At 61.8% G+C, this 26142-nt stretch carries 28 protein-coding genes; 18 read left to right on the top strand and 10 right to left on the bottom strand.

Annotated features, from left to right (window positions below):
* Window positions 1-189 precede the first annotated feature (189 nt).
* On the bottom strand, window positions 190-855 hold the full coding sequence (locus A4A58_RS01100) for a helix-turn-helix domain-containing protein (protein ID WP_068729027.1): 666 nt from the start codon (window positions 853-855) through the stop codon (window positions 190-192).
* Window positions 856-990: 135 nt separating this feature from the next.
* Between A4A58_RS01100 and A4A58_RS01095 the strand changes: the two genes are divergently transcribed.
* From A4A58_RS01095 to A4A58_RS01075, 5 genes are all read left to right on the top strand, one after another.
* Window positions 991-1884, top strand: coding sequence for a class II glutamine amidotransferase (locus A4A58_RS01095; RefSeq protein WP_068729025.1), 894 nt, complete (start codon window positions 991-993; stop codon window positions 1882-1884).
* On the top strand, window positions 1884-2570 hold the full coding sequence (locus tag A4A58_RS01090; protein ID WP_068729023.1) for a protein glxC: 687 nt from the start codon (window positions 1884-1886) through the stop codon (window positions 2568-2570). Before A4A58_RS01095 ends, A4A58_RS01090 begins: the two co-directional genes overlap by 1 nt.
* On the top strand, window positions 2570-3901 hold the full coding sequence (locus A4A58_RS01085; protein WP_068729021.1) for an FMN-binding glutamate synthase family protein: 1332 nt from the start codon (window positions 2570-2572) through the stop codon (window positions 3899-3901). The genes A4A58_RS01090 and A4A58_RS01085 overlap by 1 nt, the downstream gene beginning before the upstream one ends.
* Before the next feature lie 55 nt (window positions 3902-3956).
* Window positions 3957-5261: a type III glutamate--ammonia ligase gene (gene glnT, locus A4A58_RS01080; RefSeq protein ID WP_068729019.1), complete on the top strand. Its 1305-nt coding sequence runs from the start codon at window positions 3957-3959 to the stop codon at window positions 5259-5261.
* A 92-nt stretch (window positions 5262-5353) separates the two neighbouring features.
* On the top strand, window positions 5354-6505 hold the full coding sequence (locus tag A4A58_RS01075) for a DUF3095 domain-containing protein (protein ID WP_068730359.1): 1152 nt from the start codon (window positions 5354-5356) through the stop codon (window positions 6503-6505).
* Between the two features lie 15 nt (window positions 6506-6520).
* Here the strand turns inward: A4A58_RS01075 and A4A58_RS01070 are convergent, their stop codons facing one another.
* Both A4A58_RS01070 and A4A58_RS01065 read right to left on the bottom strand, forming a co-directional pair.
* Window positions 6521-6964 carry a DUF2147 domain-containing protein gene (locus tag A4A58_RS01070; protein ID WP_068729017.1) on the bottom strand — a complete coding sequence of 148 codons (444 nt, stop codon included), beginning with the start codon at window positions 6962-6964 and terminating at the stop codon, window positions 6521-6523.
* A 144-nt stretch (window positions 6965-7108) separates the two neighbouring features.
* The gene (locus A4A58_RS01065; protein ID WP_068729015.1) at window positions 7109-7633 is read right to left on the bottom strand and encodes a GNAT family N-acetyltransferase; all 525 of its coding nucleotides are present in this window, start codon (window positions 7631-7633) and stop codon (window positions 7109-7111) included.
* Window positions 7634-7749: 116 nt separating this feature from the next.
* Here A4A58_RS01065 and A4A58_RS01060 point away from each other — a divergent pair, with 116 nt between their 5' ends.
* The 12 genes from A4A58_RS01060 to A4A58_RS01010 all read left to right on the top strand — a co-directional run bounded on the left by A4A58_RS01060 (window position 7750) and on the right by A4A58_RS01010 (window position 17462).
* On the top strand, window positions 7750-8991 hold the full coding sequence (locus A4A58_RS01060; protein ID WP_068729013.1) for an MFS transporter: 1242 nt from the start codon (window positions 7750-7752) through the stop codon (window positions 8989-8991).
* 105 nt (window positions 8992-9096) lie between these two features.
* Window positions 9097-9693 (top strand): superoxide dismutase, encoded by a 597-nt coding sequence (locus tag A4A58_RS01055; protein ID WP_068729011.1) that lies wholly within the window; start codon window positions 9097-9099, stop codon window positions 9691-9693.
* Window positions 9694-9961: 268 nt separating this feature from the next.
* Window positions 9962-10336: a fluoride efflux transporter CrcB gene (gene crcB, locus A4A58_RS01050; RefSeq protein WP_068730358.1), complete on the top strand. Its 375-nt coding sequence runs from the start codon at window positions 9962-9964 to the stop codon at window positions 10334-10336.
* Between the two features lie 89 nt (window positions 10337-10425).
* Window positions 10426-10638, top strand: coding sequence for a hypothetical protein (locus A4A58_RS31345; RefSeq protein ID WP_081421648.1), 213 nt, complete (start codon window positions 10426-10428; stop codon window positions 10636-10638).
* On the top strand, window positions 10635-11393 hold the full coding sequence (locus A4A58_RS01045) for a metal ABC transporter ATP-binding protein (RefSeq protein WP_068729009.1): 759 nt from the start codon (window positions 10635-10637) through the stop codon (window positions 11391-11393). The genes A4A58_RS31345 and A4A58_RS01045 overlap by 4 nt, the downstream gene beginning before the upstream one ends.
* Before the next feature lie 5 nt (window positions 11394-11398).
* Window positions 11399-12268, top strand: a complete 870-nt coding sequence (locus A4A58_RS01040) for a metal ABC transporter permease (RefSeq protein WP_068729007.1) — start codon at window positions 11399-11401, stop codon at window positions 12266-12268.
* Between the two features lie 11 nt (window positions 12269-12279).
* Complete coding sequence (locus tag A4A58_RS01035; protein WP_068729005.1) at window positions 12280-13161, top strand: metal ABC transporter substrate-binding protein; 882 nt, start codon at window positions 12280-12282, stop codon at window positions 13159-13161.
* Between the two features lie 56 nt (window positions 13162-13217).
* On the top strand, window positions 13218-14261 hold the full coding sequence (locus tag A4A58_RS01030; RefSeq protein WP_068729004.1) for a CobW family GTP-binding protein: 1044 nt from the start codon (window positions 13218-13220) through the stop codon (window positions 14259-14261).
* The gene (locus A4A58_RS01025; protein ID WP_086936935.1) at window positions 14261-15283 is read left to right on the top strand and encodes a WD40 repeat domain-containing protein; all 1023 of its coding nucleotides are present in this window, start codon (window positions 14261-14263) and stop codon (window positions 15281-15283) included. Before A4A58_RS01030 ends, A4A58_RS01025 begins: the two co-directional genes overlap by 1 nt.
* A gap of 94 nt (window positions 15284-15377) precedes the next feature.
* Window positions 15378-16094, top strand: coding sequence for an MgtC/SapB family protein (locus A4A58_RS01020; RefSeq protein ID WP_068729002.1), 717 nt, complete (start codon window positions 15378-15380; stop codon window positions 16092-16094).
* Between the two features lie 106 nt (window positions 16095-16200).
* Complete coding sequence (locus A4A58_RS31340) at window positions 16201-16539, top strand: hypothetical protein (protein ID WP_068729000.1); 339 nt, start codon at window positions 16201-16203, stop codon at window positions 16537-16539.
* 182 nt (window positions 16540-16721) lie between these two features.
* Window positions 16722-17462 carry an acetoacetate decarboxylase gene (locus A4A58_RS01010; RefSeq protein WP_068728998.1) on the top strand — a complete coding sequence of 247 codons (741 nt, stop codon included), beginning with the start codon at window positions 16722-16724 and terminating at the stop codon, window positions 17460-17462.
* Window positions 17463-17583: 121 nt separating this feature from the next.
* On the opposite strand, the gene A4A58_RS01005 is transcribed toward A4A58_RS01010, so the two are convergent.
* The 7 genes from A4A58_RS01005 to A4A58_RS00975 form a co-directional block, all read right to left on the bottom strand.
* On the bottom strand, window positions 17584-17913 hold the full coding sequence (locus A4A58_RS01005; protein WP_068728996.1) for a GIY-YIG nuclease family protein: 330 nt from the start codon (window positions 17911-17913) through the stop codon (window positions 17584-17586).
* Between the two features lie 231 nt (window positions 17914-18144).
* On the bottom strand, window positions 18145-19590 hold the full coding sequence (locus A4A58_RS01000) for a homospermidine synthase (protein ID WP_068728994.1): 1446 nt from the start codon (window positions 19588-19590) through the stop codon (window positions 18145-18147).
* A gap of 128 nt (window positions 19591-19718) precedes the next feature.
* Complete coding sequence (gene rnk / locus A4A58_RS00995) at window positions 19719-20123, bottom strand: nucleoside diphosphate kinase regulator (protein WP_068728992.1); 405 nt, start codon at window positions 20121-20123, stop codon at window positions 19719-19721.
* 272 nt (window positions 20124-20395) lie between these two features.
* Window positions 20396-20782: a RidA family protein gene (locus A4A58_RS00990; RefSeq protein ID WP_068728991.1), complete on the bottom strand. Its 387-nt coding sequence runs from the start codon at window positions 20780-20782 to the stop codon at window positions 20396-20398.
* 53 nt (window positions 20783-20835) lie between these two features.
* Window positions 20836-21435, bottom strand: a complete 600-nt coding sequence (locus A4A58_RS00985) for a GNAT family N-acetyltransferase (RefSeq protein ID WP_068728989.1) — start codon at window positions 21433-21435, stop codon at window positions 20836-20838.
* Between the two features lie 148 nt (window positions 21436-21583).
* A complete protein-coding gene (locus tag A4A58_RS00980; protein ID WP_068728986.1) occupies window positions 21584-22726 on the bottom strand; it encodes a type III PLP-dependent enzyme in 1143 nt (380 codons plus the stop codon).
* Window positions 22727-23603: 877 nt separating this feature from the next.
* The gene (locus tag A4A58_RS00975) at window positions 23604-23855 is read right to left on the bottom strand and encodes a hypothetical protein (protein WP_068728984.1); all 252 of its coding nucleotides are present in this window, start codon (window positions 23853-23855) and stop codon (window positions 23604-23606) included.
* Window positions 23856-23986: 131 nt separating this feature from the next.
* Here A4A58_RS00975 and A4A58_RS00970 point away from each other — a divergent pair, with 131 nt between their 5' ends.
* Complete coding sequence (locus A4A58_RS00970; protein ID WP_068728982.1) at window positions 23987-26095, top strand: M3 family metallopeptidase; 2109 nt, start codon at window positions 23987-23989, stop codon at window positions 26093-26095.
* Window positions 26096-26142 lie beyond the last annotated feature (47 nt).

Here is a 26142-nt window from a genome sequence, read left to right as displayed (position 1 = left end):
AGCGGGTTCGAGACGGGTGAGGGGCGGGAGACGGCGCTTCATCATGCTCGCAATCACGGATCGCAAAAGTTTCCGAACCGAGAGTGTGCGAATGGCGCCGCTGCAGTGAAAGCCCCTCACCCGGATCACTCGCTGACGTTCGCGATCCGACCTCTCCCCGCAAGCGGGGAGAGGTAAAAAAGCCAGCACCTAGCTCCGTCGCGGATAGATGATCACCGACAGATATGTCATCGGTGCTTTCACTAGCTCCTCAGGCCCGTGCCGCGCGGCGGCATCGAAGAACAGCGTGTCGCCGGGCTCCATCAGATAGGTCTGGTCGGCATGGCGATAACGCACCTTGCCTGACAGCATGTAGATCATCTCGACGCCAGCATGGCGGAAATTGCTATAGGCCTCGGCGTCTTCATTGAGCGTGATCAGATATGGCTCGACGCCAAGTTCACCGTGGATCGACTGGCCGAGCAATTGATAGTGGTGGCCGGACTTGGTGCCGCGCCGCTCGATCTTGACGCCCGCGCCGGCCTTGACGAAGGAGCAGTCACGCTCTTCCTCGGTCTCGCGAAAAAAGCGACTGATCGGCACGTTGAGTGCTTTCGACAGCGCATTCAATGTGCCCAGCGATGCCGAGATGCTGCCGGTCTCGATCTTCGACAGCATCCCGGTGGAGATACCCGCCGACGTGCTGAGCTCGGCCACCGTCAGCTCCAGCTCTTTGCGCAGTTGCCGCACTTCGTTGCCGATCTTCGATTCCAGCGAGCCGCCGACTTCCAGCGGCGCGTTCGAACCGGTGCGTAGCTCCTCCGGCTTCGATCGCGCGGGTGGTGATGATTTGGTCTTCTTCGGTTTCGCTTTCACGGTGGCGTTTCCTGCGTGCGATGATTTCCCGACAATAGCGATATTTCCTGTCAGGAAAACTATTTTCTCTATGGTTGACATGGCGGTTTTGTTTCGGGCAAGGTCCACGCGCATTCAACGAGTGAGACGTTCCTCATGTGCGGCATTGCAGGTCTGTTCCTGAAAGATCAAAAGCTGGCCCCCGAATTGGGCGGGCTGCTGTCCGGCATGCTGGAAGCGCTGAGCGATCGCGGTCCCGACTCTGCAGGCTTCGCGGTCTATGGCGATGGAGATAACGGCCAGATCAAGCTGACGCTGCGCGCTGCGCCGTCGTTCGATTTCGCTGAACTGATGGCTTCGCTGGGCAAACTCGCCGGCGCGCCGATTTCCTATCAGGTACACGACACCCACGCCGTCATCAGCATCCCCACCGATCGCGAGGCTGCCGTCGCGTCTGCGCTCGTCGGCATGAAAGACGTCGATATGGTCGCGCGCGGCAAGCGCATGGCCGTGTTCAAGGAAGTCGGCCTGCCTGCCGATGTCGCCAGGCGTTTCGGCTTGAACGCGATGACCGGCACCCATGCCGTCGGTCATACGCGCATGGCAACCGAGTCCGCCGTGACGACCAATGGCGCGCATCCCTTCACCACAGGCACCGATCAGTGCCTGGTGCATAACGGTTCGCTGTCGAACCACAATGACGTGCGCCGCGAGCTGATCCGCCAGGGCATGACGTTCCGCACGGAAAACGATTCCGAAGTCGCCGCCGGCTATATCAGTTCGCAGATGGCGGCAGGTGCATCGCTGCAGGATGCGATGACCTCTTCGCTCTCCGCGCTGGATGGCTTCTATACATTCGTTATCGGTACCGAGACCGGATTCGGTGTGCTGCGTGATCCCATCGCCTGCAAGCCGGCTGTGATGGCCGAGACCGATCGCTGGGTCGCCTTCGGCACTGAATATCGTGCGCTGGTCGATCTGCCGGGCATCGACGCGGCAAAAGTCTGGGAGCCTGCGCCGGCCCGCGTCTATCTGTGGGAGCGGCACTGATGCCTTCGGTCGATCTTGCGTCCTCGCCGCTGCGCGAACTCAACAGCGCGCTGCATGCGCTGACTGATAACACCAACGCGACGCACTGGACCGTCAGCAATCCGCGCGGCCAGCATAATATCGCCGTGGGTCTCGACTTTCCCGTCGAGATCGAGATCGACGGTCACGTCGGTTATTACTGCGCCGGCATGAACAAGCAGGCGCGCGTCACCGTGCGCGGCAATGCCGGGCAGGGCATCGCCGAAAACATGATGTCGGGCCGCGTGCATGTCACCGGCGATGCCTCGCAGGCAGCCGGCGCCAGCGGCAATGGCGGCCTGCTGGTGATCGACGGCAATGCGTCCGCGCGTTGCGGCATCTCGATGAAGGGTATCGACATCGTCGTGAAAGGCTCGGTCGGCCATCTGTCGGCCTTCATGGCGCAGGCCGGCAAGCTCGTCGTGCTCGGTGATGCCGGCGAGGCGCTCGGCGATTCCATCTACGAGGCGCAGCTGTTCGTGCGCGGAACGGTGGCGAGCTTAGGGGCCGATTGCGTCGAGAAGCCGCTCAAGGACGAACACAAGGTTGAGCTGAAGAAGCTGCTGGATGACGCGGGCGTCGAAGGCGTCAGCCCCGACGAGTTCAAGCGCTATGGCTCGGCGCGCAAGCTCTATCACTTCCACATCGATAACGTCGGATCATACTGATGAGCGCGCAAGACCGCTGGATCCATACGCCGCCGCGCAAGTCCGCGACCTTCGATGATGCCGCGATCGCGGAAATCCGTCGTGCTGCCGCGACCGGCATCTATGACATCCGCGGCGCCGGCGCCAAGCGCAAGCTGCCGCATTTCGATGATTTGCTGTTTCTCGGTGCTTCGATCAGCCGCTATCCGCTGGAAGGCTATCGCGAGAAATGCGCCACCGATGTCGTCATCGGCGCGCGCTTTGCGAAGAAGCCGATCCATCTGAAAATTCCGATCACCATCGCTGGCATGAGCTTCGGTGCGCTGTCCGGCCCCGCCAAGGAAGCGCTCGGTCGCGGCGCGTCGGCGGTCGGCACATCCACCACCACAGGCGATGGCGGCATGACGCCGGAAGAGCGTGGTCATTCCGATCTGCTCGTCTATCAGGTGCTGCCGTCGCGTTACGGCATGAACCCGGATGACCTGCGTAAGGCCGATGCAATTGAAGTCGTGGTCGGGCAGGGCGCCAAGCCCGGCGGCGGCGGCATGCTGCTGGGCCAGAAGATTACCGAGCGCGTCGCCGGCATGCGACGTCTGCCCGTCGGTATCGACCAGCGCTCGGCGTGCCGACATCCGGACTGGACCGGGCCCGACGATCTCGAAATCAAGATCCAGGAATTGCGCGAGATCACCGACTGGCAGATTCCGATCTATGTGAAGGTCGGTGCCTCTCGCCCGTATTATGATATCGCACTCGCGGTGAAGTCCGGCGCCGATGCCATCGTGCTCGATGGCATGCAGGGCGGGACGGCTGCGACGCAGGACGTGTTCATCGAGAATGTCGGCCTGCCCACCATGTGCGCGATTCCGCCGGCCGTGAAGGCGCTGCAGGATCTCGGCATGCATCGCAAGGTACAGCTCATCGTCTCCGGCGGCATCCGCAATGGCGCCGACGTGGCCAAGTGTCTTGCGCTTGGTGCCGATGCTGTCGCGATCGGCACGGCCGCGCTGATTGCGTTGGGCGATAACGATCCGGCATTGGAAGCCGAATACCAGAAGCTCGGCACCACGGCCGGTGCCTATGATGACTGGCATGAAGGCCGCGATCCCGCCGGCATCACCACGCAGGATCCTTTGCTAGCCGCGCGGCTCGATCCCGTGGTCGCCGGCCGCAAGCTCGCAAACTATCTCTCTGTGATGACGCTGGAAGCGCAGACCATCGCGCGCGCCTGCGGCAAGAGCCACGTCCACAATCTCGAACCGGAAGATCTGGTGGCGCTGACAATGGAGTCGGCGGCCATGGCGAGAGTCCCTCTCGCCGGAACGAACTGGATTCCCGGCAGCAATATCTAACAGGCCGCCGTAATTCTTACGAACCAGAATGGCTGGTTTACCTTCGGAGATGTCAATGACGACCTGGACCGAACTAGCCAAACAGCACGACCTCAAATATTTCCTCGTTGCCTTTGTCGATCTGTTCGGCGGTATGCGCGCCAAGCTGGTGCCGGCGACCGCGATGGACAGCGTCGCCAAATCCGGCGCGGGTTTCGCGGGATTTGCCGCCTGGTTCGACATGACGCCGGCCGATCCCGATGTGCTCGTGATGCCGGATATGGACACACTGACGCTGCTGCCGTGGAAGCCGGGTGTCGCCTGGGTCACCGGCGATCTCTATATGGGCGGCAAGCCGGTCGCGCAGAATCCGCGCCAGGTGCTGAAAAGTTTGATCGCAAAAGCCGCGGAGCAGGGCGTCGAACTCAAGACCGGCGTGGAATGCGAGTACTTCCTGATCTCGCCGGACGGTACCGCGATCTCTGATCCGGCCGATCAGCAGGCCAAGCCATGTTACGACCAGCAGGCGCTGATGCGGCGCTACGAGATCGTCGCGGAGATCTGCGATGCGATGATTGCGCTCGGCTGGAAGCCGTATCAAAACGATCATGAAGACGCCAACGGCCAGTTCGAGATGAACTGGGAGTTCGACACCGCGCTGAAGACCGCCGATCGCCACGCTTTTTTCAAGTTCATGGTGAAGTCGATTGCCGAGAAGCACGGGTTCAAGGCGACCTTCATGCCGAAGCCGTTTGCCAATCTCACCGGTAATGGCTGCCACGTCCATGCGTCGCTATGGTCGACCAAGGACGGCTCGAACGTATTTGAAGATGAGGCCGGTGAACTCGGTCTGTCGAAGACAGCCTATCACTTCATCGGCGGACTCGTGCATTCGGCGGAAGCGGTCTGTGCTATTACCAATCCCACGGTGAACTCCTACAAGCGCATCAATGCGCCGCGCACGCTCTCCGGCGCGACGTGGTCGCCGAATACGGTGACCTACGGCGGCAACAACCGCACGCATATGATCCGCATTCCCGATGCTGGCCGTTTTGAATTCCGTTTGCCCGATGGTGCGGTGAATCCCTATCTGCTGCCGGCGACCTTGCTCGCCGCTGGTCTCGACGGCATGGCCAACAGCCGCGATCCCGGCCCGCGCCTCGACATCAATATGTATACGGAAGGCGCGAAGGCGCCGAAGGCAAAGCAGTTGCCGCTGAACCTGCTCGATGCATTGCGGGCGCTCGAAGCATCCGAGGTGTTGAAGGATCAACTCGGCGAGGTCGTGGTCGGATCGTATCTCAAGCTCAAACATAGCGACTGGAATGAGCACTGCCGTCAGCTCACCGAATGGGAGCGGCAGACGACTTTGGATTGCTGATATCGCACGTCCGTCGAAATTGCGTGCTATGAGTTCTGCCTCAGGAGCGTCATTGGGTTGACGCAACGTTGCCGCAGGATCATTTTCGCATCATGACGACCGGCGTCAGCGCGTTTTACGACGGCATTTCAATATTTTACGGTTTCGACCGGGTGATGGACCCGGCATTGTACAAGCCGCTGCCGGATGACTGGATCGTCGGCGTCGCCGATATCGTCGAATCCACCAAGGCCATCGCCGAACAGCGCTACAAAGCCGTCAACATGGCCGGCGCCGCCGTCATTGCTGCCGTGACCAACGCGTTGGACGGCCGCGAATTCCCCTTCGTGTTCGGCGGCGATGGCGCGAGCTTCGCAGTCTCGCCGGACGACCTCGATCGCGCCAGCGGGGCATTGGCGGCGACGGCAACCTGGGTGAAGCACGATCTCGATCTCGTGATGCGCGTGGCCCTGGTCCCGATCAAGGACATCCGTGCGCAGGGGCTGGACGTGCGCGTGGCCCGCTTCGGTCCGTCGAAGAACGTGTCCTATGCGATGTTTTCCGGTGGCGGATTAGGCTGGGCGGAGGCCGCGATGAAGCGCGGTGAGTTCACCGTGGCGCCCGCATCTGTCGGAACCTATCCCGATCTCTCCGGGCTCTCATGTCGCTTCGAGGAAATTCCATCGACACACGGCTTGATCCTGTCGGTGCTGGTGACGGCTGCAGCGGGCGCCGACACATCCGCATTTCGTAGCGTCATAGAAGACATTATCGCGCTGGTCGAACGCAGTCCAAATGCGGGCCGTCCCGTACCCGCAGGCGGTCCCGCGATGACGTGGCCGCCCGCGGGTCTCGGCTACGAAATCCGAGCCGGCCGCGGCGCGAAATCGCTGTCGCGCTTTCGTCTTTGGGTGACGACGCGAACGCTGTTCGTTTTTGTGTTGATGCGCTTTGGCATCAGCATTGGCGGCTTCGTGCCCAAGACCTATGTGCAGCAGCTGGTCGAGAACTCGGATTTCCGCAAGTATGACGACAGCCTGCGCATGATCCTGGATTGCACGCCCGATCTTGAACGCGCGCTGGAGCAGCGTCTTGTTGCGGCAGCTTCGGAAGGAACGGTGCGCTATGGTCTGCACCGGCAGGATGCGGCGATGATGACGTGTTTCACACCGTCAGCCATCCGCAGCGATCACGTACATTTCATCGATGGCGCGCGCGGCGGCTATGCCTCGGCGGCCACCGCGTTGAAGGCCATGTCAGTCTGAGAGAAGCGAACTGAATTATCGGCCGACGCGGGTCCAGTTCTCGCCACCGCAGAATGCGCCGACGCAGCCTTCGACCTTCAGCGTGTTGGGGCCGACCAGTGCGACGTTGCTGGTATAGATCTTCCCGTCATCGGCATTGTAGATCCGGCCGGACCACGTGTTCGATCCGGTAGGGCGCATATCGTAGAACAGGTGAACACCGATCATCGAGCGCTTGGCCAGCGCGGGATCGGGATTCTTGTCGTCGATCGGCGGCTTGCCGGTCTGCGGATCGATCTTGTCGCGCAGCGAGACGACGGTGCCGCACAGGATGGTGCCGCATTTGCTGACCCGCACCTGTGCATCGCCGGCCTGGGTCTGCCAGACACCCGTTGCTTCGCCGCCCGATTGGGCTTGCGCAGCGGAGCCTGCGAACACTGCACCCAGCAATGCGATCATAACAGTGAATCTGGCGGCCATGCGTGTCTCCTCGGATCAGGCGGTCTGCATAACAAGAAATGGGATTTGTGCAATGCCGCGGCGACGCGTTTGAGATTGCCAGCGTCTCAAATGATCATGATCGATTCAATTTGACGCAGTTCGCTCAAGCAGACCGGCCACAGGTCACCATGGCAATCCGCAGAGATCCATCTCTCCTTCATGCGGTGCGCGCTTCAGGTAGGAGACCAGTGGCGTCATGGCATCAAAGCGCATACGTTCGCCGTGCTGTTCGGCAAAGACTTCGCCGATGAACGGCTTCCAGTTGCGGCGCGTGTAAAAATCCACATTGTGCGGTTCGCAGAACAGCAGCGCAAAATCGGTGGCGCGTTCGTCTTTTAGCGTATGCAATGCTGCGGTCAGGGCCACACTGGCCAGACCACGCCGGCGATAGTCCGGGTGTGTTACCACGCCGCCGATGCCGCCAATCCGCGTCTTGCGGCCTTTCCACATGCCTTCACGCCGATACAGGCCGACATGGCAGACCGGTTGTCCGTCGTCCTCCACGATCACCCGCAATTCGGGGTTGGCGAAAACCACGTGCCCCCAGGACAGCTTTTCGACTACCTCCCGCGGCCATGCGAGGTCGAACAGCGGCTTGACGCTCGGCCATGAGGCATCGCCGGTCACGATTTCGATTTCGATGCTCATTTCGGTCGCCACCTCTGCGCTTTGTGCAGCCCTTATAGGTCGGTCCGAGGGTAGTAAACCTGTCGAATCCAGTGCTTATCTGAGAATAATATTCTAGGGATCAAGGAAACGTTGGAATGACTGAGGCGGAGCTCTCCAAATACCAGCGCTGGGCGATTTTGGCCGGCGCGGCGACGCTGCTCAGCCTGGCCATGGGCATGCGCCAGAGCTTCGGCCTGTTTCAACCCTCGATTCTGCGCGACACCGCCATCACCACGGCCGATTTCTCCCTGGCCACCGCTTTGCAGAACGTGATCTGGGGCATCTCGCAGCCCTTCATCGGTGCTATCGCCGATCGTTTCGGCACCCGTCATGTGATGATCATCGGCGTTTTGATTTATGCAGCCGGCCTCGTCTTTATGATGGTCGCGACCACGCCGCTAGTTTTCACCTTGGGCGCCGGCCTGTGTGTCGGCCTCGCGCTGTCCTGTACGGCATCGAGCATGACCATGACTGTGGCCTCGCGCAGTGTGTCCGCTGCCAAGCGCAGTGTCACCATGGGTGCTGTGTCGGCCGCCGGTTCGCTGGGCCTCGTCATTGCCTCGCCGCTGGCGCAGACGTTGATCTCGACAGCCGGTTGGCAGGTCGCACTGATCGGCTTCCTAGGTCTGGCTGCTGTGATGGTCCCTGCCGCATTATTTGCCGGCCAGTCCGACAAGATCGAGCACGCATCGGCGGATGAGCCGGAGCAATCGTTGAGCGAAGTGGTTCAATCCGCCCTCGGCCATTCCGGCTATATCGTATTGGCGCTGTCGTTCTTCGTCTGCGGTCTGCAGCTCGTCTTCATCACGACGCATCTGCCGAACTATCTGGCGATCTGCGGCCTCGATGCATCGCTCGGCGCGACGGCGCTGGCGCTGGTTGGCCTGTTCAACGTATTCGGCTCCTACGCCTTTGGCTGGCTCGGTGGCCGTTATCCGAAGCAGATTTTGCTCGGCGGAATTTACATCGTCCGCTCGCTGGCGCTCGCCACTTATTTCTATTTTCCGGCAACCCCGACCACGACCATGATTTTCGCGGCCGTGCTGGGATCGCTGTGGCTTGGCGTGGTGCCGCTGGTGAACGGCCTCGTCGCGCAACTGTTCGGGTTGCGCTTTATGGCGACACTCACCGGCATCGCTTTCCTCAGCCATCAGGCGGGATCTTTCCTCGGCGCCTGGGGCGGTGGCATGATCTTCTCTCATCTCGGCAATTACGATCGCGCCTGGCAATTCGCCGTCGTGATCGGGCTGATCGCGGGATGTTTCCAGATGCTGATGAATGTGAAGCCTCCGGTGCGGCGCGATGCCGTCCCTACCGCAATGCCGAGTGCGGCCTGATCGCGAAGCGATCGGGTTCGCAAAGATGGGAGTGTCGGAGCCGGACGGAACCTTCTATAAGGGTTCCCGTTAAGCCAACTCTCCCATTATTGCGGATCTGGACCCATGACCTTCACGCTTCCCAACCTGCCTTACGCCTATGACGCGCTCGCGCCGCATATGTCGAAGGAAACGCTGGAATTCCATCACGATAAGCACCATCAGGCTTACGTGACCAACGGCAACAACCTGCTGAAGGGCACCGAATTCGAAGGCAAATCGCTTGAAGAAATCGTGAAGGGCTCGTTCGGCAAGAATGCCGCGCTCTTCAACAATGCCGGCCAGCACTACAACCACCTCCACTTCTGGAACTGGATGAAGCCGAACGGCGGTGGCGACAAGCTGCCCGGCCGCCTGGAGAAGAAGATCACCGAGGATCTCGGCGGTCTCGAAAAGTTCAAGACCGACTTCGCCGCTGCAGGCGTCGGCCAGTTCGGCTCCGGCTGGGCCTGGCTCTCGGTCAAGAACGGCAAGCTCGAAATCTCCAAGACCGCGAACGGCGAAAGCCCGCTTGTGCACGGCGCCACGCCGATCCTCGGCGTCGACGTCTGGGAGCACTCCTACTACATCGACTACCGCAACCGTCGTCCCGACTACTTGAAGGCGTTTGTCGATCATCTCGTGAACTGGGAATATGTCGACGAACTCTTTTCGAAGGCCTGATCTAGTACGCGCCATACGTCGTACGCGGGCCTGACCCGCGTACCCATCTTCTTCGAAGAGTCCTTTAGGTGCTGGATTGCCGGGTCATCTAGCGAAGCTCGATTCGCGCTGCCCGGCAATGACAGGCAGAGAATATCAAGGGCGGCGGCGTAAGCTGCCGCCTTTTTACTGGGGTGCTTCTTCGTGACTTGCTGTCCCCCAGGGCTTGCGGCAAAAACCCGAAGCGGGATTTGGCGTTAGCTTCAGCTTTGCCATGGTGGGACAGGTGATGAATTACATTCTGGTTTTCGTCGGCGGCGGGCTCGGCTCGACCTTGCGCTACGCCGTCAACGTCGCCAGCGCGCGGGGCTTAGGCACGGCTTTCCCCTGGGGCACCTTCCTCATCAACATCACCGGCTCGACCGTGATGGGCCTGATTGCCGGCTATCTCGCCTTCAAGGGCGAGGCCTCGCAGCCCTGGCGCCTGTTCCTGATGACCGGCATTCTCGGCGGCTACACGACCTTTTCGGCCTTCTCACTGGATACGGCAGTGCTCTACGAGCGCGGCGAATTGGGCCTCGCCCTGGCCTATGTGCTGGGCTCAGTGGTGCTGTCGATTGCCGGGCTTTTTGCTGGTCTGGCGCTGGTTCGCCACTTTGCCTGAGCTCTCCTGGGCTTGCGGTATGTTATAATATAACATAAATGACAGTCAGGCGCCTTGGCGTCGGATATTCATTGGCCAGGCCCGATTTCATGGCGCATTCCCATTCCCACGGTCATGACCACTCCCATGGTCACGCGCACGGCCATGGTCATACGCACAGTCATGGCCCGGCAAGCCCGCATCCGGCCCAGCCAGCACCCTGGTCGATCTTGCGCATGACGTTGCCGGCACGGCTGGGGGCCGCGCTGGCGGTTTCCGCAGCGCTCTGGGCGGTGGTTCTGCTGGCGATGAGGCCATCATGACGGCACAGCTCGCTTTCCAGAACGTCACGCTGGGCTATGACCGGCATCCAGCCGTGCATCATCTCAATGGCGAGATCGCCGCTGGCAGTTTGCTCGCGGTGGTCGGGCCGAACGGCGCCGGCAAGTCCACACTGTTTCGCGGCATCGTCGGCATCCTGAAGCCGCTGACGGGCGCGATCACACTTGGCGGCCTGAAGGCGCGCGACATCGCCTATCTGCCGCAGAGCGTCGATATCGACCGCACATTCCCTATCTCGGTGTTCGATTTCGTCGGTACTGGCCTGTGGCGCACGACCGGCATATTCGGCGGCCTTGGCAAGAAGGCGCGCGAACAGATCGGACAGGCACTCGCCGCTGTTGGCCTCAACGGATTCGAGAACCGCAATATCGGCACGCTGTCCGGCGGCCAGATGCAGCGCATGCTGTTCGCGCGCGTATTGCTGCAGGATGCGCGCGTCATCGTACTCGACGAGCCGTTCAATGCGATCGATACCAAGACGTCGGCCGATCTGATTGCGCTGGTTCGTCACTGGCATGCCGAAAAGCGCACGGTGCTGGCGGCGCTGCACGATATGGAGATGGTGCGCGCGCATTTCCCGGAGACGCTGCTGCTGGCGCGTGGCTCTGTCGCCTGGGGACCAACCCAACAGGTGCTGACGGCGGATAACCTGCTGGAGGCGCGGCGCATGTGTGAAGCCTTCGATGACGGCGCGGGTACCTGCGTCGTCGATCCCGCACATTCGCGGGCGGCCTGATCGACATGCTTTACGATGCGCTGATCGCGCCCTTTCTCGAATTCGAGTTCATGCGTCGTGCGCTCGCGGGCGTGGTCGCGCTGGCACTCGGCGGCGCGCCCATCGGCGTGTTCCTGATGTTGCGGCGGATGAGTCTTGTCGGCGACGCCATGGCGCATGCGATCCTGCCGGGCGCCGCCATCGGTTTCCTGTTTTCCGGGCTCAATCTGTTTGCGATGACGTTCGGCGGCCTGATTGCAGGCTTTTCCGTCGCGCTGCTCGCGGGTCTGGTGTCCCGCGTCACCGTGATCAAGGAAGATGCCTCGCTCGCGGCATTCTACCTCGTCTCGCTGGCGGTGGGCGTCACCATCGTCTCGATGCGCGGCACCAATATCGATCTGCTACATGTGCTGTTCGGCAATATCCTCGCGCTCGACGATCAGACGCTGCTGGTGATCGCGTTCAACGCGACCATCACGCTGGTGGTGATGGCGGTGATCTATCGCCCGTTGGTGATCGAATGCGTCGACCCGGTGTTTCTGCGCACGGTCTCGCGCGCCGGCGCGCCCGCGCATCTCGCATTTCTCGCGCTGGTCGTCGTCAATCTCGTCAACGGCTTTCATGCGCTCGGCACGCTGCTTGCGGTGGGCCTGATGATCCTGCCGGCGGGCATCGCGCGCTTCTGGTCGCGCGATATCACGGGGATGATGATGATCTCCGTCGCGAGCGCGATGATCTCCGGTTACTTCGGTCTGGTGCTGTCGTTCCAGACCAAGGTGCCGTCCGGCCCTGCGATCATTCTGGTCGCCGCAGTACTCTACGTATTTTCGGTTTTGTTCGGTAATGTCAGTGGCTTGGTGAGGCAGTTGTTCCCCGGCCGGCATCTTGAGGCGTAGGTGTGTCAGTCATGCGGAAATCTTGCGTTTTGCTCCTTTGCGCCGTGACTTCGCTGATCACTGCGATCCTTCCGGCGCGTGCACAGGACAGGATCGACGTCGTCGCGAGTTTCTCCATCCTGGGTGACCTCGTGCGCAATGTCGGTGGCGAGCGGGTCGCCGTTACGACCCTGGTCGGCCCGAACGGTGATGCGCATGTCTACACACCGACGCCGCGTGACGCGAAAAAGATAGCCGATGCGAAGCTCGTGGTGATCAACGGCCTCGGCTTCGAAGGCTGGCTGCCGCGGCTGGTGAAATCATCCGGCGGCAAGGCTGTCATCGTCACCGCAACCCAGGGCATCGCACCGCGCAAGCTCGACTCCCATGAAGATCCCCATGCCTGGCAGTCGGTGGGCAATGCCAAGGTCTACGTCGCAAACATTCGCGATGCGCTGGCCAAGGCCGATCCGGCAGGTGCCGACATCTACAAGGCGAACGCCGAGGCCTATCTCGCAAAGCTGACGGCCCTCGACAGTGATGTGAAGGCGGCTATCGCCACCATTCCCGCGGCGCACCGCAAGGTGATCTCGACCCATGATGCCTTCGGCTATTTCGCGGCAGCCTATGGCATCGAATTTATTGCGCCGCAGGGCGTTTCGACGGATTCCGAGCCCAGCGCGAAAGATATCGCGGTCATCATCACCCAGCTCAAGATCTCGAAAATTCCGGCTGTTTTTCTGGAAAACATCGCCGATCCACGGCTGATGCGCCGGATCGCCGCCGAGACCGGGGCAAAAATCGGCGGAACGCTGTTTTCGGACAGTCTGACGGCCGAAAACGGCGATGCACCCACTTACATTGATATGGTCAGGCACAATATAAAGGCGCTGACGAGCGCGCTGACCAGTTAGCGCAGGGGCACCCCTGCTGCCGGCGCTGCCCCTGAAAAGACCCCGCCGGAGTGATCATGTCTGAAGCGACTGCCAACAAAATTCCCGTGACCGTGCTGACCGGCTATCTCGGCGCCGGCAAGACCACGCTGCTGAACCGCATCCTGTCGGAAAATCACGGCAAGAAATACGCTGTGATCGTCAACGAATTCGGCGAGATCGGCATCGACAACGATCTCATCATCGGCGCGGACGAAGAAGTGTTCGAGATGAACAACGGCTGCGTCTGCTGCACCGTGCGCGGCGATCTCGTGCGCATTCTCGATGGCCTGATGAAGCGCAAGGGCAAGTTCGACGCGATCATCGTCGAGACCACGGGCCTCGCCGATCCAGCCCCGGTGGCGCAGACCTTCTTCGTCGACGAGGACGTGCAGGCCCATGCGCGGCTCGATGCCGTCGTGACCGTGGCCGATGCCAAATGGCTGAGCGACCGCCTCAAGGATGCGCCGGAAGCCAAGAACCAGATCGCCTTTGCCGACGTCATCGTGCTGAACAAGATCGATCTCGTGTCGAAGGCCGAGCTCGCCGAAGTCGAGGCACGCATCCGCGCCATCAACCCCTACGCCAAGCTGCACAAGACCGAACGCGCGCAGGTGAAACTGTCCGACGTGCTGGAGCGTGGCGCCTTCGATCTCGACCGTATTCTGGAGATCGAACCGGAATTCCTCAACGCGGACGACGGTCACGATCATCATGACCACGATCACGGCCATCATCACCACCATGATCACGGTCATGGCGGGCTGAAGCACTATCACGATGAAGACATGCATTCGATGTCGCTGCGCACCGACAAGGCGCTCGATGCATCGACCTTCATGCCGTGGCTGCAGGACCTGATGGCCAAGGAGGGCGGCAAGATCCTGCGCTCCAAGGGCATCCTGTCCTTCTCCGGCGACGATGACCGCTATGTGTTTCAGGGCGTGCACATGATGCTGGAAGGCGATCATCAGCGGCCGTGGAAGGACGGCGAGAAGCGCGAAAGCCGTCTTGTCTTTATCGGTCGCGATCTGCCCGAGCAGCTGATCCGCGACGGCTTCGAACGCTGCATCCCCGCCTGATGATGTCCGATTTCAACCCGCTGCAGGAGCAGGAATCCATCGTCTCGGTCACCGACCGTGTCGTGCCCGTGGCAATTGGTGCGGCCGTTACGGCCGTGCATTTTCTCGGCGACAAGGCAGCCTTTGTCGGCGCCGAAGAGAAAGTCACCCTGGTCGATCCGGCAGGCGCGATGTCGCCGGTCGAGGTCGCGTTCGGCGGCATCCTGTGCTCGACCTCCGACGGCAAGCGCATCGTCATGGGCTGTGATGACGGCAAGGTCGTCGTGCTCGATCGTGAGGGTGCGGTCTCGACCTTCGCGACCGACGCCAAGCGGCGTTGGATCGACAGTGTAGCTTTGCATCCCGACGGCGCCGTGGCGTGGTCGGCGGGCAAGACCGCCTTCGTGCAGGCGCCGAAGGGCGAGGTGAAATCCTTCGAGGTGCCATCGACCGTTGGCGGTCTGGCATTTGCGCCCAAGGGGCTCCGGCTCGCGATCGCGCATTACAACGGCGTGACGCTATGGTTTCCCAACATGGCCGGCAATGCGGAAGTGCTGGAATGGGCGGGCTCGCATCTCGGCGTGACTTTCAGCCCGGACAACAAGTTTCTGGTCACCGCGATGCATGAGCCCGCGCTGCATGGCTGGCGTCTCGTCGACGGCAAGCACATGCGCATGACCGGTTATCCGGCACGCGTGCGCTCGATTTCCTGGAGCGCCGGTGGCAAGGGTCTCGCGACCTCGGGCGCCGATACGGTCATCGTCTGGCCGTTTGCCAGCAAGGATGGTCCGATGGGCAAGGAGCCGGCCATGCTGGCGCCGCTCAAGGCCAAGGTCACCATGGTGGCCTGTCATCCCAAGCAGGACATCCTCGCCGCCGGTTACAGTGACGGCACCATCCTGATGGTCCGCATGACCGATGGCGCGGAAATTCTGGTACGCGCCAACAAAGGGCAGCCCGTCAGCGCGCTGGCCTGGAATGCCAAGGGTACGCTGCTGGCTTTTGCCGATCAGGACGGCGACGCCGGGCTGCTGGAGCTGTAGCTCTTTCACCTCCCCTGTGGGGAGAGAGTTCACGACGGTCGGTGCGAGGCGGCATTGTCATCCGCCCGTCACTTCCTGTACGCATGCAGGCATCATGCGATTTTTGGCAACATTCCAGACCTACGACTTCCTCGACACCTTGCTCAGCCTGGCGGTGGCCTTTGTGCTGGGCACGCTGATCGGCGCCGAGCGGCAATATCGCCAGCGCACCGCGGGCCTGCGCACCAATGTGCTGGTGGCGCTCGGGGCGGCCGCTTTCGTCGATCTTGCGATGCAGCTGCACGGTGCCGATGGCGCGGTGCGCGTGATCGCCTATGTCGTCTCCGGCATCGGCTTTCTCGGCGCGGGCGTCATCATGAAGGAAGGCACCAATGTGCGCGGGCTCAACACAGCGGCGACGCTGTGGAGTTCGGCCGCGGTGGGCTCCTGCGCCGGTGCGGACATGATCGCGCAGGCCATCGCGCTCACGGTTTTCGTGCTGGCCGGCAATACGCTGCTGCGGCCGCTGGTCAATGCGATCAACCGGGCGCCGCTGGATGCGAAATCGTCGGAAGTGACCTATTACGTGCGGCTCACGGTCTCGCCCGAGGTGGTGCCCGAGATGCGCGAGCGCCTGCAGGAGACGCTGGAAGCCGCCAAATATCCGGTCGGCGATGTCGAGGTGATCGAGCAGAGCGACACCCAGCAGGAGATCGTGGCCACGCTGGTCTCGACTGCCGTCGATCCCAAGGAGCTGGATGCTGTGGCCGCCCGGCTCGAGGCTCATGCCGGTGTACGCAACGCCACATGGGACGCCAGCACCAAAGACTAGTCGTCTAAAAGACGTCCGAGGCGCCATCGGCGATCTGCGACTTTCCGGCTCGGGAACTTTGGCGACCGGCTCCCGTTGTCACCGCACATTAACTGCGGTGGATGCCATGATCCCGACGACCCAGATGCGTGTGTTCCGGACGTATTTCGCGATCACGATCCTGGCGAGTGCTGCAGGATTGGGCGCATCGACGTCGGCAATGGCGCGGCTTACCCTGACGCCACCATCCGCGCGATTTGCCCAGGCGACGCCGCCGCTGCAGTCAACGCCGGGTGCCGAAAGCAAGCCATCGGCCCCTGCAGAACCGGCGACCACTGGCCAGCGCCCGCAGGAAACACCGCCGCAGCCGGCGCGTCCCGATGCAGAATCGCGGGACGCCGGCGCCAAGCCGGCGCTGCCGCCAGCGCCGGCCGAGAAGACTGCGCCTCCGATCACGACGAAGTAGTCGGCGCTCCTTTCAAAATTTCGTTTTGCAGCCATCCTGCTGCGAACGGATATTCCATTCGTGGCGACGCGACTTGGTCCTTGGGATGAATTTCCGAGTTTGTTGACCCTGCCCGCAATCTGATCTCGCCAGTTTCATCTCTCGCCCCCATACTCTCTGCCAACGAGATCACAGGGGGCTTCATGAAGATCGATGACGTCAGGCGTAACGCCTATTCGATGCCGCTGACCAATCCGTCATTTCCGCGCGGGCCCTACAAATTCTACGACCGCGAATATTTCATCATCAGCTATCGCACCGATATGGAGGCGCTGCAGGCCGTGGTGCCGGAGCCGCTGGAAATCGTCGATAATATCGTGAAATACGAATTTATCCGCATGCCTGACTCCACAGGCTTCGGCGACTATACCGAAACCGGGCAGGCGATCCCGGTGCGCCTCAATGGCGTCGAGGGCATCTACATCCATTCGATGTACCTCGACGACGATGCGCCGATTGCCGGCGGCCGCGAACTCTGGGGCTTCCCGAAGAAGCGCGCGACGCCGAAGATCGCGGTGGAGAGCGACGTGCTGGTCGGAACGCTGCATTACGGTTCGGTGCTCTGCGCCTCCGGCACCATGGGCTACAAGCACAGTCCGGTGGATACTGCCGCGGTGATGAAGGCGCTGACGATCCCCAATTTCATTCTCAAGATCATCCCGCATGTGGACGGCACGCCGCGCATCTGCGAGTTGGTGCGCTATCATCTAGAGGATATCAAACTGAAAGATGCCTGGACCGGGCCGGCGGCGCTGGGCCTTTTTCCGCATGCGCTCGCGGATGTGGCGCGGCTGCCGGTGAGAGAGGTCGTGTCGGCGTTGCACTTTAAGTGTGACCTGACGCTGGGGTTGGGAGAAGTGGCGTTTGATTATTTGGCGAAATAGGAAGCGGGCGCCTCTGCCCGACCCTCATGGTGAGGAGGCGTTCTTGCGCCGTCTCGAACCATGAGGCCGAGGTGTCGAAGTGTGCGGCCATCCTTCGAGACGGCGCTGAAGAAGCGCCTCCTCAGGATGAGGGCTGAGCATGTGGTGGTTTCCGTAAGTGAGGTAACTTGCGTCGAGCAAGTTGCTTCAATATCGCGAAGTCGCCACGGATCAGCGCTTCTTTCTTCGCCCTGCTCCAGCGCTTGAGTTTACGCTCATTCTCGATTGCGTCGGTGATGCGCTCAAACCATTGCGAATACAACAGTTCGACAGGTCTGCGTGTAGACGTATAGCCGGGAAAGGTGCCGGCGTTGTGCTGGGCTATTCTGATGTCGAGCGAGGTGCGTGTGATGCCGATATAATAACTCCCGTCGGCACACCTCACGATATAGAGAAACGCACCGTCCAGCATGGATCGGCTCCATTTTCTGAGAAATTGAAAGTTCCAATCTCGAGAATGGAGCAGTCGTTCGCACTGTCAAGTTGCTCTGCAGCCCAACCCTCATGGTGAGGAGGCGCTTCTTCAGCGCCGTCTCGAACCATGAGGGCACGGAGCCGAAGCCCGCGGCCATCCTTCGAGACGCAAATGGCGGCTGCGAGATGCAGCCGCCATTTGCTCCTCAGGATGAGGGCGGAGTGTTCGCTACCGCACCAGCACGTTCTTGAACTGCCACGGATCTGACGTGTCGATATCTTCCGGGAACAGGCCCGGGCGGCCTTCCAGCGGCGTCCAGTCGGTGTAGTAACCCTTCACGGGGCCGAGATAGGGCGTCTGGATTTCCAGCAAGCGCTCGAAGTCGATCTCGTCGGCCTCGACGATGCCGTCGTTCGGATGCTCCAGCGCCCAGACCATGCCGCCGAGCACGGCCGAGGTCACCTGCAGGCCGGTGGCGTTCTGATAGGGCGCGAGTTCGCGCGTCTCCTCGATGGAGAGCTGCGAGCCGAACCAGTAGGCATTGTTGCCGTGGCCGTAGAGCAGCACACCGAGTTCGTCGATGCCGTCGACGATTTCATTCTCGTCGAGGATATGGTGCTTCGTCTGCATCTTGCCGGAGCCGAACATCTCGTGCAGCGACAGCACGGCATCGTCCGCCGGATGATAGGCATAATGGCAGGTCGGCCGGAACACCGCGGTGCCCGACGCGTCGCGTACCGTGAAATAGTCCGAGATCGAGATCGACTCGTTGTGGGTGACGAGGAAGCCGTATTGCGCGCCGCGGGTCGGGCACCAGGTGCGCACGCGGGTGTTGGCGCCGGGCTGCATCAGGTAAATCGCAGCGCCGCAGCCGGCCTCGTGGGTGTGTGCATTTTCCGGCATCCACTTTTCATGGGTGCCCCAACCGAGTTCGGACGGCTGCACGCCTTCCGAGAGGAAGCCTTCGACCGACCAGGTGTTGACGAAGACCTCCGGCGGCTTCGGCGACTTGGAGCGCTGCGTGTCGCGCTCGGCGATGTGGACGCCCTTGATGCCGGCCTGCCGCATCAGGTCCGCCCATTCGGCCTTGGTCTTCGGTTGCGGGGCATTGAGCTTCAGGTCGGAAGCGACATTCAGCAAAGCCTGCTTGACGAAGAAGGAGACCATACCGGGATTGGCGCCGCAGCAGGAGACGGCTGTGGTCGAGCCAGGCTTGCGCGCCTTCTTGGCGGCCAGCGTCGTTTCGCGCAACGCGTAGTTGGAGCGCGCTTCGGCGCCCTTCGAGGCGTCGAAATAGAAGCCGAGCCAGGGCTCGTTGACCGTGTCGATGTAAAGCGCGCCAAGCTCGTTGCAGAGCTCCATGATATCGACCGAGCCGGTATCGACCGACAGGTTCACACAGAAGCCCTGGCCGCCGCCTTCGGTGAGCAGCGGCGTCAGCAGTTCGCGATAATTCTCCCGGGTGAGGCCCTGCTGGATGAAGCGCAGGCCATGCTTGTCGCACAGCGCCTTGCGGCCTTCGTCCTTGGGGTCGAGCACGGTGATGCGCGATTTGTCGTAGTCGAGATGCCGCTCAATCATTGGCACCATGCCTTTGCCGATCGAGCCGAAGCCGACGATCACGATGGGGCCAGTGATCTTCGCGTAGATCGGCGAGGCGGGGGATGAGGACATCAGCTTCTAACTCCAGACAGGATCAAGATGAACGCGCTGCGTCGTGCGCGGTTGGGAAAGGACAGTGACGATGTGACATCAGAATGAAATTTCGGGAATGAAATCTTGATGCCAGTATTAAGTGCAGCTCAGCGCCGTATGCCGACCCAGAGAACGGTCAGCGAACGTGGTTCCCCCGAGGGCGTCTCGAATGTAATGGACTGCCCCGCAGAAAGGCCGATAAGCGCGGCTCCGATCGGGGTCAACACCGAAATTCGCCCGGCGTCCACGTCGGCGGAGGTCGGATAGACCAGTGTGACGTGCTTTTCCTGCCCGCTGATATCGTCGCGGAACGTCACGTTGGACTCCATGCCGACGATTTCGGGCAATGGATGAGTGTCAGGCACGATCGTCGCGCGCTCAACTTCGCTGGCCAGAAAGTCGGCGGTCACAGGGTACTTCTCTGCAGCGGCGTCGGCCAGCACGCCGAGACGCTCACGGTCACTGCGGCGGAGTGTGATGGGCGGCAGCTCAGTGCGAAGGGAATGAATCATGGGTTTCACAGCCAAATGACGCCCGGCGCGCAAAGCGCCCGAGCATGCCAAAAAATGATGAGGATGCTGAAATCGAACAAGCCCGGACCGCACGCACGCGTGCGCCCGGGTCACATTCCTGCTTGAAGGTGACCGGCGCGGAGCAGTAAGCGGTTGCGGGGCAGGTTCGTCATGATGGCCGAAACCTATGTATCCTGTGGTGAAAGTCAACCGGCGATGGCGCCGTTGATAGCAGCAACGTCCAACGGGTGTGCCTGACGCGCGGTTGACGATCAGCTGCGCCGTTTCGCGGTGACTTCGATTTCGATCTTCATTTCGGGCTTGTAGAGCCCGGCGACCACGAGGAGTGTGGCCGCGGGTCTGATCTCGCCGAGATGTTCGCCGCAGACGGCGAACACAGCGTCGGCGTCCCGGGCCTCGGTGATGTAGTAGGTTGCGCGCACGATATCGGCCATGGCGAAGCCGGCCTCGGTCAGCGTCGCACCGATGGTCTTGAAGCAGTTCTGTGCCTGCGCGGTGATATCTGCAGGCAGCATCATCGTGGTGTAGTCGTAGCCGGTTGTGCCGGCGACGAAAACGAAGTCGCCATCGATCACTGCGCGGCTATAGCCGGCGGTCTTCTCGAATGGCGATCCGGTGGAAATCAGACGGCGGGTCATGGCAGGGCCCTCGTGCACGACAGGCCTCGCAATGCCGGTTATTGGCGGTCAAATCAAGCCACGTCGGCCAGTGGCTGGAACTCGGCAGCCCCGCGGCGGACCCGTTTACCACTTGCCAGGACGATGCCGCGGGCACGATCCAGCGCACCGGGCTTCAATTCAAGGCCGAGCAGGCGGTCGCGCTCGAACGGACCGGGCAGCGCCAGCGTGGCCATCCTGTCCGCCGTGAATCCGAAGCGTGCGTAATAGGGCGCGTCGCCGAGCAGCACGATGGCGCCATGGCCGCGCGCCGAGGCCTCGGCGATCGCGTGATTCATCAACGCGGCGCCAAGGCCAAGGTCGCGGGCACCCGGATCGACCGCCAGGGGGCCGAGCATCAATGCAGCTCGGCCCCCGGCGTCGACATGCCAAAGCCTGATCGTGCCGACCAGCCTGCCTTGCACCACCGCCGAGAAGGCCAGGCCTTCGGCGGGCAGTCGTCCGTCACGCAGTCGCTGGCAGGTGCGGGCATGGCGCGAAGCGCCGAAGCACACATCCAGCAGAGATTCACGGGCGGCGACGTCGGAGCCACGTTCCGCACGGATCTCGTACGAAGGGGCTGCGATGGACATGGCAACAGTGTTGTTGGTGGCGGTCTCGTGCAGATCGGTCATGGCATGTCGGTCCCCACTCCGTTTTTCACACGGAGTGTTGTCATCCAGAATTGGAAGGTGACGGGATGAGAGCCGGCGGGCCGGCTCTCCGATTAGTCATATCCGGGGTAGAGGCCGGATATAGTGAGCGACGTCAGATATGCAACGCTCAGATATGGAACGTGCGCAGCGGCGGGAAGCCGTTGAACGCCACTGCCGAGTAGGTCGACGTATAGGCGCCGGTGCCTTCGATCAGCAGCTTGTCGCCGATCTCGAGAGTCACGGGCAGCGGATACGGCAGCTTCTCATACATCACGTCGGCCGAATCGCAGGTCGGGCCGGCGAGCACGCAGGGCGTCATCTCGGCGCCGTCATGCGGCGTCTTGATGGCGTAGCGGATCGACTCGTCCATGGTCTCGGCGAGACCGCCGAACTTGCCGATGTCCAGATACACCCAGCGCACATCGTCCTCGTCGCTCTTCTTCGAGATCAGAACGACTTCGGCTTCGATGATGCCGGCATTGCCGACCATGCCGCGACCCGGCTCGATGATGGTCTCCGGGATCGCGTTGCCGAAATGCTTGCGCAGCGCACGGAAGATCGAACGGCCGTACTGCACGACCGCCGGGACTTCCTTGAGGTACTTGGTCGGGAAGCCGCCGCCCATATTGACCATGGACAGGTTGATCCCGCGCTCGGCACAGTCACGGAACACCGACGAGGCCATCGCCAGCGCACGGTCCCATGCCTTCACCTTGCGCTGCTGCGAGCCGACATGGAACGAGATGCCATAGGGCTCCAGGCCAAGACGCTTGGCGAGATCCAGCACGTCGACAGCCATTTCCGGATCGCAGCCGAACTTGCGCGACAGCGGCCACTCGGCTCCGGCGCAATCGTAGAGGATGCGGCAGAACACGCGGGCGCCGGGAGCGGCGCGCGCGATCTTCTCGACCTCGGCGGCGCAGTCGACCGAGAACAGGCCGATGCCGAGCGCGTGGGCGCGCGCGATGTCGCGTTCCTTCTTGATGGTGTTGCCGAAGGAGATGCGGTCCGGCGTGGCGCCAGCGTCGAGCGCCATCTGGATTTCCTGCACCGACGCGCAGTCGAAGCACGAGCCCATCGAGGCCAGCAGCGACAGCACTTCCGGCGCCGGATTTGCCTTCACCGCATAGAACACGCGGCTGTCGGGCAAAGCCTTCGCAAAGCTCTGGAAGTTGTCGCGCACGACTTCGAGGTCGACGACGAGACACGGCTCGACGTCGGTGCCCTCGTTGCGGCGGGCGCGGAGGAATTCCTGAATACGTTCGGTCATAGCACTCTCCCAAACGGCCCGACTCGGGGACACGTTCAAAAAATGATGACGGTTCAGCGCTTTCGGACCCAGACACGCGATGGAGGCGTGGCAAAGCCAAAAGTACAGACCGTAAGTGCTGCCGTGGATTGGTTGGGAGTGACCCTACCGCACACCTGGCAATGAAGGACAAGCCTCTTCGGTATTCGCGCTGGCTGTTGGAAAGCCAGCAGAGACCAAAAAAGCCCGCTCCGTCGTTGCTTTAAGTCGCGTCCCCCGTTGAGAACGAGGTGCGCCGGTTCGCCTCCGGCTGCCAGTCACGGTTGCAAAGAACAAAGTCACCTTCAACGGCATCTCTGGAGAGAGATGCTGGCCTTTCGCAAAACTCCGCGAACGACCCTCGGCTTCTTCATCCCTTGGCGGCTGTCCGGCCTCTTGTCCGGATACCTACCGACTGACACACGACCACAGGCACGTGCGAAATTGGGCAAGACCGGAAATAGGTTCTTTGACCCTGGTACGCAACAATTTTTTTGGGCTGCGGGGCATTTTATTCAACGCCATCGCGCAGCGTTGCAAACGAGACGCACTCAGCGCGCTCAACATGAACGGATGTTAAGTTCGGTTAAGGAATTGGAGTGGTTTGAGGCTGGCTCGGAGCGCTGAACTACACCAGCGTCATGGTTCTGTAGTCGTCCTCTCGTCCTGCTGTCATCTCGCTCTCGGTTGTCATCCTCCGCGAGAGGGGAGGATCCCGTAAACGCTGTAGCCAGCGACGAATCGCGAACTGCGCCGGTTACTGGGGCGCCCAATTCAAGCACGCAATTTCGCGCCTGGCTGGGCGATGACAGTTGAGTGTGAGGAAGCCGGAGAGTGGAGCAGCGCGGGCGCGCAGCGATCAGCCGCGGCGGGTGAACGGCTCGATCCGTGCGGCGGTGCGCAGGAAGGCCACCATGATGGCGACGCCGCACAGGAACAGGCAGACCTGCAGGATGTGCTCGCCGGTGGTGGAGAGGCCGAACAGGATCGACAGCGCCCAGCCGCCCGCGAAGGCGGCGCCGAACACTTCCGCGCCGATCAGGATCGCCGCCGAGATGACGGTGATGACGCTGGGCCAGTAGATGCGGCGGGGGGCGGTAGAGGTGGTCATAATCTCAAGGTCCTGTTTCGGGCCGCAATCTCTCCGAAAAAGCCTGCTGCGGCAAGCACTAAAGGGCCCAAAAAAGCCCCATCGCGTGGTATAGATCGACGCATTCGATGGGCTTCTAAGCAGGATTTCTTATGTCAGAAACGTCGGTCTCGCCGGTTGCGTCGAAAGGTCTCGAAAATCCGCTCCTGAAAGCGAATCCTTTGTTGAAGGCATGGCAGACCCCGTTCGAGACCCCGCCATTCGACGAGATCAAGCCCGAGCACTTCATGCCGGCCTTCGAACAGGCGTTTTTCGACCATTCGGCCGAGATTGCCGCGATCGTGAACGATCCGGCCGTGCCCGACTTCGCCAACACGATCACGGCGCTGGAGCGCTCCGGCAAGCTGCTCAGCCGTGTGGCGTCGGTGTTCTACGATCTGGTGTCGGCGCATTCCAATCCGGCGATTCTGGAGATCGACAAGGACGTGTCGTCGCGGATGGCGCGGCACTGGAATCCGATCATGATGAACGCTGTGCTGTTCGGCCGCATCGTGGCGCTGCACGACAAGCGCGCCGAGCTTGGCCTCACCACCGAGCAGATGCGCCTTCTGGAGCGGACCTATACCCGCTTCCACCGTTCAGGTGCCGGCCTCGACGAGGCCGCCAAGGCGCGGATGGCCGAGATCAACGAGCGGCTGGCGCATCTCGGCACCAGTTTCAGCCATCATCTGCTCGGCGACGAGCAGGAATGGTTCATGGAGCTCGGCGAAGGCGATCTGGATGGGCTCGCCGAGAGCTTCGTTGCTTCGGCCAAGGCCTCGGCGGACGAGCGCGGCATGACTGGCAAGGCCATCATCACGACGTCACGCTCGTCGATGGAACCGTTCCTGAAGAGCTCGACGCGGCGCGATCTGCGCGAGAAGGCCTACAAGGCCTTCATCCAGCGCGGCAACAACGGCAATGCCAACGACAATAACGAGACCATCGTCGAAATCCTGAAGCTGCGCGAGGAGACCGCGAAGATCCTGGGGTTCCCGACCTTCGCGGCGTATCGGCTGGAGGATTCCATGGCCAAGACGCCGGAGGCCGTGCGCGGCCTGCTGGAACGGGTCTGGAAGCCGGCACGAGCTCGGGCGCTGGCCGATCGCGACGCACTGCAGGAACTGATCGCGGAAGAGGGCGGCAATTTCAAGCTCGCCGCCTGGGACTGGCGCTATTACGCCGAAAAGCTGCGCCAGCGCCGCGCCAATTTCGACGATGCGGCGATCAAGCCCTATCTCACGCTCGACCATATGATCGCGGCGCAATTCGACACCGCGACGCGCTTGTTCGGCATCACCTTCGCTGAGCGCAAGGACGTGCCGGTCTGGCATCCCGATGTGCGCGTGTGGGAGGTCAAGGATGCCAAGGGGGCGCTCAAGGCCATCTTCTACGGCGACTACTTCGCCCGGCCGTCGAAGCGCTCCGGCGCCTGGATGACCTCGCTGCGCGACCAGCAGAAGCTCGACGGCGACGTCGCGCCGCTGGTGCTGAATATCTGCAACTTCGCCAAGGGCACCGACGGCCAGCCGTCATTGCTGTCGCCGGACGATGCGCGCACGCTGTTCCATGAATTCGGCCACGGCCTGCACGGGATGCTGTCCAACGTCATCTATCCCTCGTTGTCGGGGACGTCGGTTTTCACCGACTTCGTCGAACTGCCGTCGCAGCTCTATGAGCACTGGCAGGAGCAGCCACAGGTGCTGCAGACCTTCGCCAAGCACTACCAGACCGGCGAGCCGCTGCCGGACGACCTGCTCAAGCGCTTCATCGCCGCCCGCAAATTCAACCAGGGCTTTGCCACGGTAGAGTTCGTGTCGTCGGCGCTGATCGATCTCGAATTCCACACTCAGCCGGCTTCGGCCTCGGCGGACGTCGCCGCCTTCGAGAAGAAGGAGCTGGAGAAAATCGGCATGCCCGAGGAAATCGCCTTGCGCCATCGTCCGACCCAGTTCGGTCACATCTTCTCCGGGGATCACTACGCGTCGGGCTATTACAGCTATATGTGGTCCGAGGTGATGGATGCGGACGCATTCGGCGCCTTCGAGGAAGCCGGCAACATCTTCGACCCGGCGGTGGCCAAGCGGCTGCATGACGATATCTATTCGTCGGGCGGCTCGGTCGATCCGGAATCCGCCTATGTCGCGTTCCGCGGCCGTGCCCCCGCGCCGGATGCGCTGCTGCGGCGGCGTGGGTTGTTGGAAGAGCCTGAGGCGGCGTGAGGTAGGTGTCGTGATCTCTCAATTTGTCATCCCCGCGAAGGCGGGGA

The sequence above is a fragment of the Tardiphaga robiniae genome (assembly GCF_001618955.1).
Taxonomy (GTDB): domain Bacteria; phylum Pseudomonadota; class Alphaproteobacteria; order Rhizobiales; family Xanthobacteraceae; genus Tardiphaga; species Tardiphaga robiniae_A.
This window is presented reverse-complemented; position numbering and strand designations above follow the sequence as displayed.

Bases quoted from the DNA above. Each gene is read 5' to 3' on its own strand.
- A4A58_RS00985 (WP_068728989.1), bottom strand. From the start codon at position 21,435: ATGACCGATCTGCACGAGACCGCCACCAACAACACTGTTGCCATGTCC.
- A4A58_RS01000 (WP_068728994.1), bottom strand. From the start codon at position 19,590: ATGTCCTCATCCCCCGCCTCGCCGATCTACGCGAAGATCACTGGCCCC.
- A4A58_RS01060 (WP_068729013.1), top strand. From the start codon at position 7,750: ATGACTGAGGCGGAGCTCTCCAAATACCAGCGCTGGGCGATTTTGGCC.
- A4A58_RS01025 (WP_086936935.1), top strand. From the start codon at position 14,261: ATGATGTCCGATTTCAACCCGCTGCAGGAGCAGGAATCCATCGTCTCG.
- A4A58_RS01055 (WP_068729011.1), top strand. From the start codon at position 9,097: ATGACCTTCACGCTTCCCAACCTGCCTTACGCCTATGACGCGCTCGCG.
- A4A58_RS01090 (WP_068729023.1), top strand. From the start codon at position 1,884: ATGCCTTCGGTCGATCTTGCGTCCTCGCCGCTGCGCGAACTCAACAGC.
- A4A58_RS01010 (WP_068728998.1), top strand. From the start codon at position 16,722: ATGAAGATCGATGACGTCAGGCGTAACGCCTATTCGATGCCGCTGACC.
- crcB (WP_068730358.1), top strand. From the start codon at position 9,962: ATGAATTACATTCTGGTTTTCGTCGGCGGCGGGCTCGGCTCGACCTTG.
- A4A58_RS01020 (WP_068729002.1), top strand. From the start codon at position 15,378: ATGCGATTTTTGGCAACATTCCAGACCTACGACTTCCTCGACACCTTG.
- glnT (WP_068729019.1), top strand. From the start codon at position 3,957: ATGACGACCTGGACCGAACTAGCCAAACAGCACGACCTCAAATATTTC.
- A4A58_RS00970 (WP_068728982.1), top strand. From the start codon at position 23,987: ATGTCAGAAACGTCGGTCTCGCCGGTTGCGTCGAAAGGTCTCGAAAAT.
- A4A58_RS01005 (WP_068728996.1), bottom strand. From the start codon at position 17,913: ATGCTGGACGGTGCGTTTCTCTATATCGTGAGGTGTGCCGACGGGAGT.
- A4A58_RS31345 (WP_081421648.1), top strand. From the start codon at position 10,426: ATGGCGCATTCCCATTCCCACGGTCATGACCACTCCCATGGTCACGCG.
- A4A58_RS31340 (WP_068729000.1), top strand. From the start codon at position 16,201: ATGATCCCGACGACCCAGATGCGTGTGTTCCGGACGTATTTCGCGATC.
- A4A58_RS01065 (WP_068729015.1), bottom strand. From the start codon at position 7,633: ATGAGCATCGAAATCGAAATCGTGACCGGCGATGCCTCATGGCCGAGC.
- A4A58_RS00990 (WP_068728991.1), bottom strand. From the start codon at position 20,782: ATGACCCGCCGTCTGATTTCCACCGGATCGCCATTCGAGAAGACCGCC.
- A4A58_RS00980 (WP_068728986.1), bottom strand. From the start codon at position 22,726: ATGACCGAACGTATTCAGGAATTCCTCCGCGCCCGCCGCAACGAGGGC.
- A4A58_RS01030 (WP_068729004.1), top strand. From the start codon at position 13,218: ATGTCTGAAGCGACTGCCAACAAAATTCCCGTGACCGTGCTGACCGGC.
- A4A58_RS01045 (WP_068729009.1), top strand. From the start codon at position 10,635: ATGACGGCACAGCTCGCTTTCCAGAACGTCACGCTGGGCTATGACCGG.
- A4A58_RS01085 (WP_068729021.1), top strand. From the start codon at position 2,570: ATGAGCGCGCAAGACCGCTGGATCCATACGCCGCCGCGCAAGTCCGCG.
- A4A58_RS00975 (WP_068728984.1), bottom strand. From the start codon at position 23,855: ATGACCACCTCTACCGCCCCCCGCCGCATCTACTGGCCCAGCGTCATC.
- rnk (WP_068728992.1), bottom strand. From the start codon at position 20,123: ATGATTCATTCCCTTCGCACTGAGCTGCCGCCCATCACACTCCGCCGC.
- A4A58_RS01095 (WP_068729025.1), top strand. From the start codon at position 991: ATGTGCGGCATTGCAGGTCTGTTCCTGAAAGATCAAAAGCTGGCCCCC.
- A4A58_RS01040 (WP_068729007.1), top strand. From the start codon at position 11,399: ATGCTTTACGATGCGCTGATCGCGCCCTTTCTCGAATTCGAGTTCATG.
- A4A58_RS01070 (WP_068729017.1), bottom strand. From the start codon at position 6,964: ATGGCCGCCAGATTCACTGTTATGATCGCATTGCTGGGTGCAGTGTTC.
- A4A58_RS01035 (WP_068729005.1), top strand. From the start codon at position 12,280: ATGCGGAAATCTTGCGTTTTGCTCCTTTGCGCCGTGACTTCGCTGATC.
- A4A58_RS01075 (WP_068730359.1), top strand. From the start codon at position 5,354: ATGACGACCGGCGTCAGCGCGTTTTACGACGGCATTTCAATATTTTAC.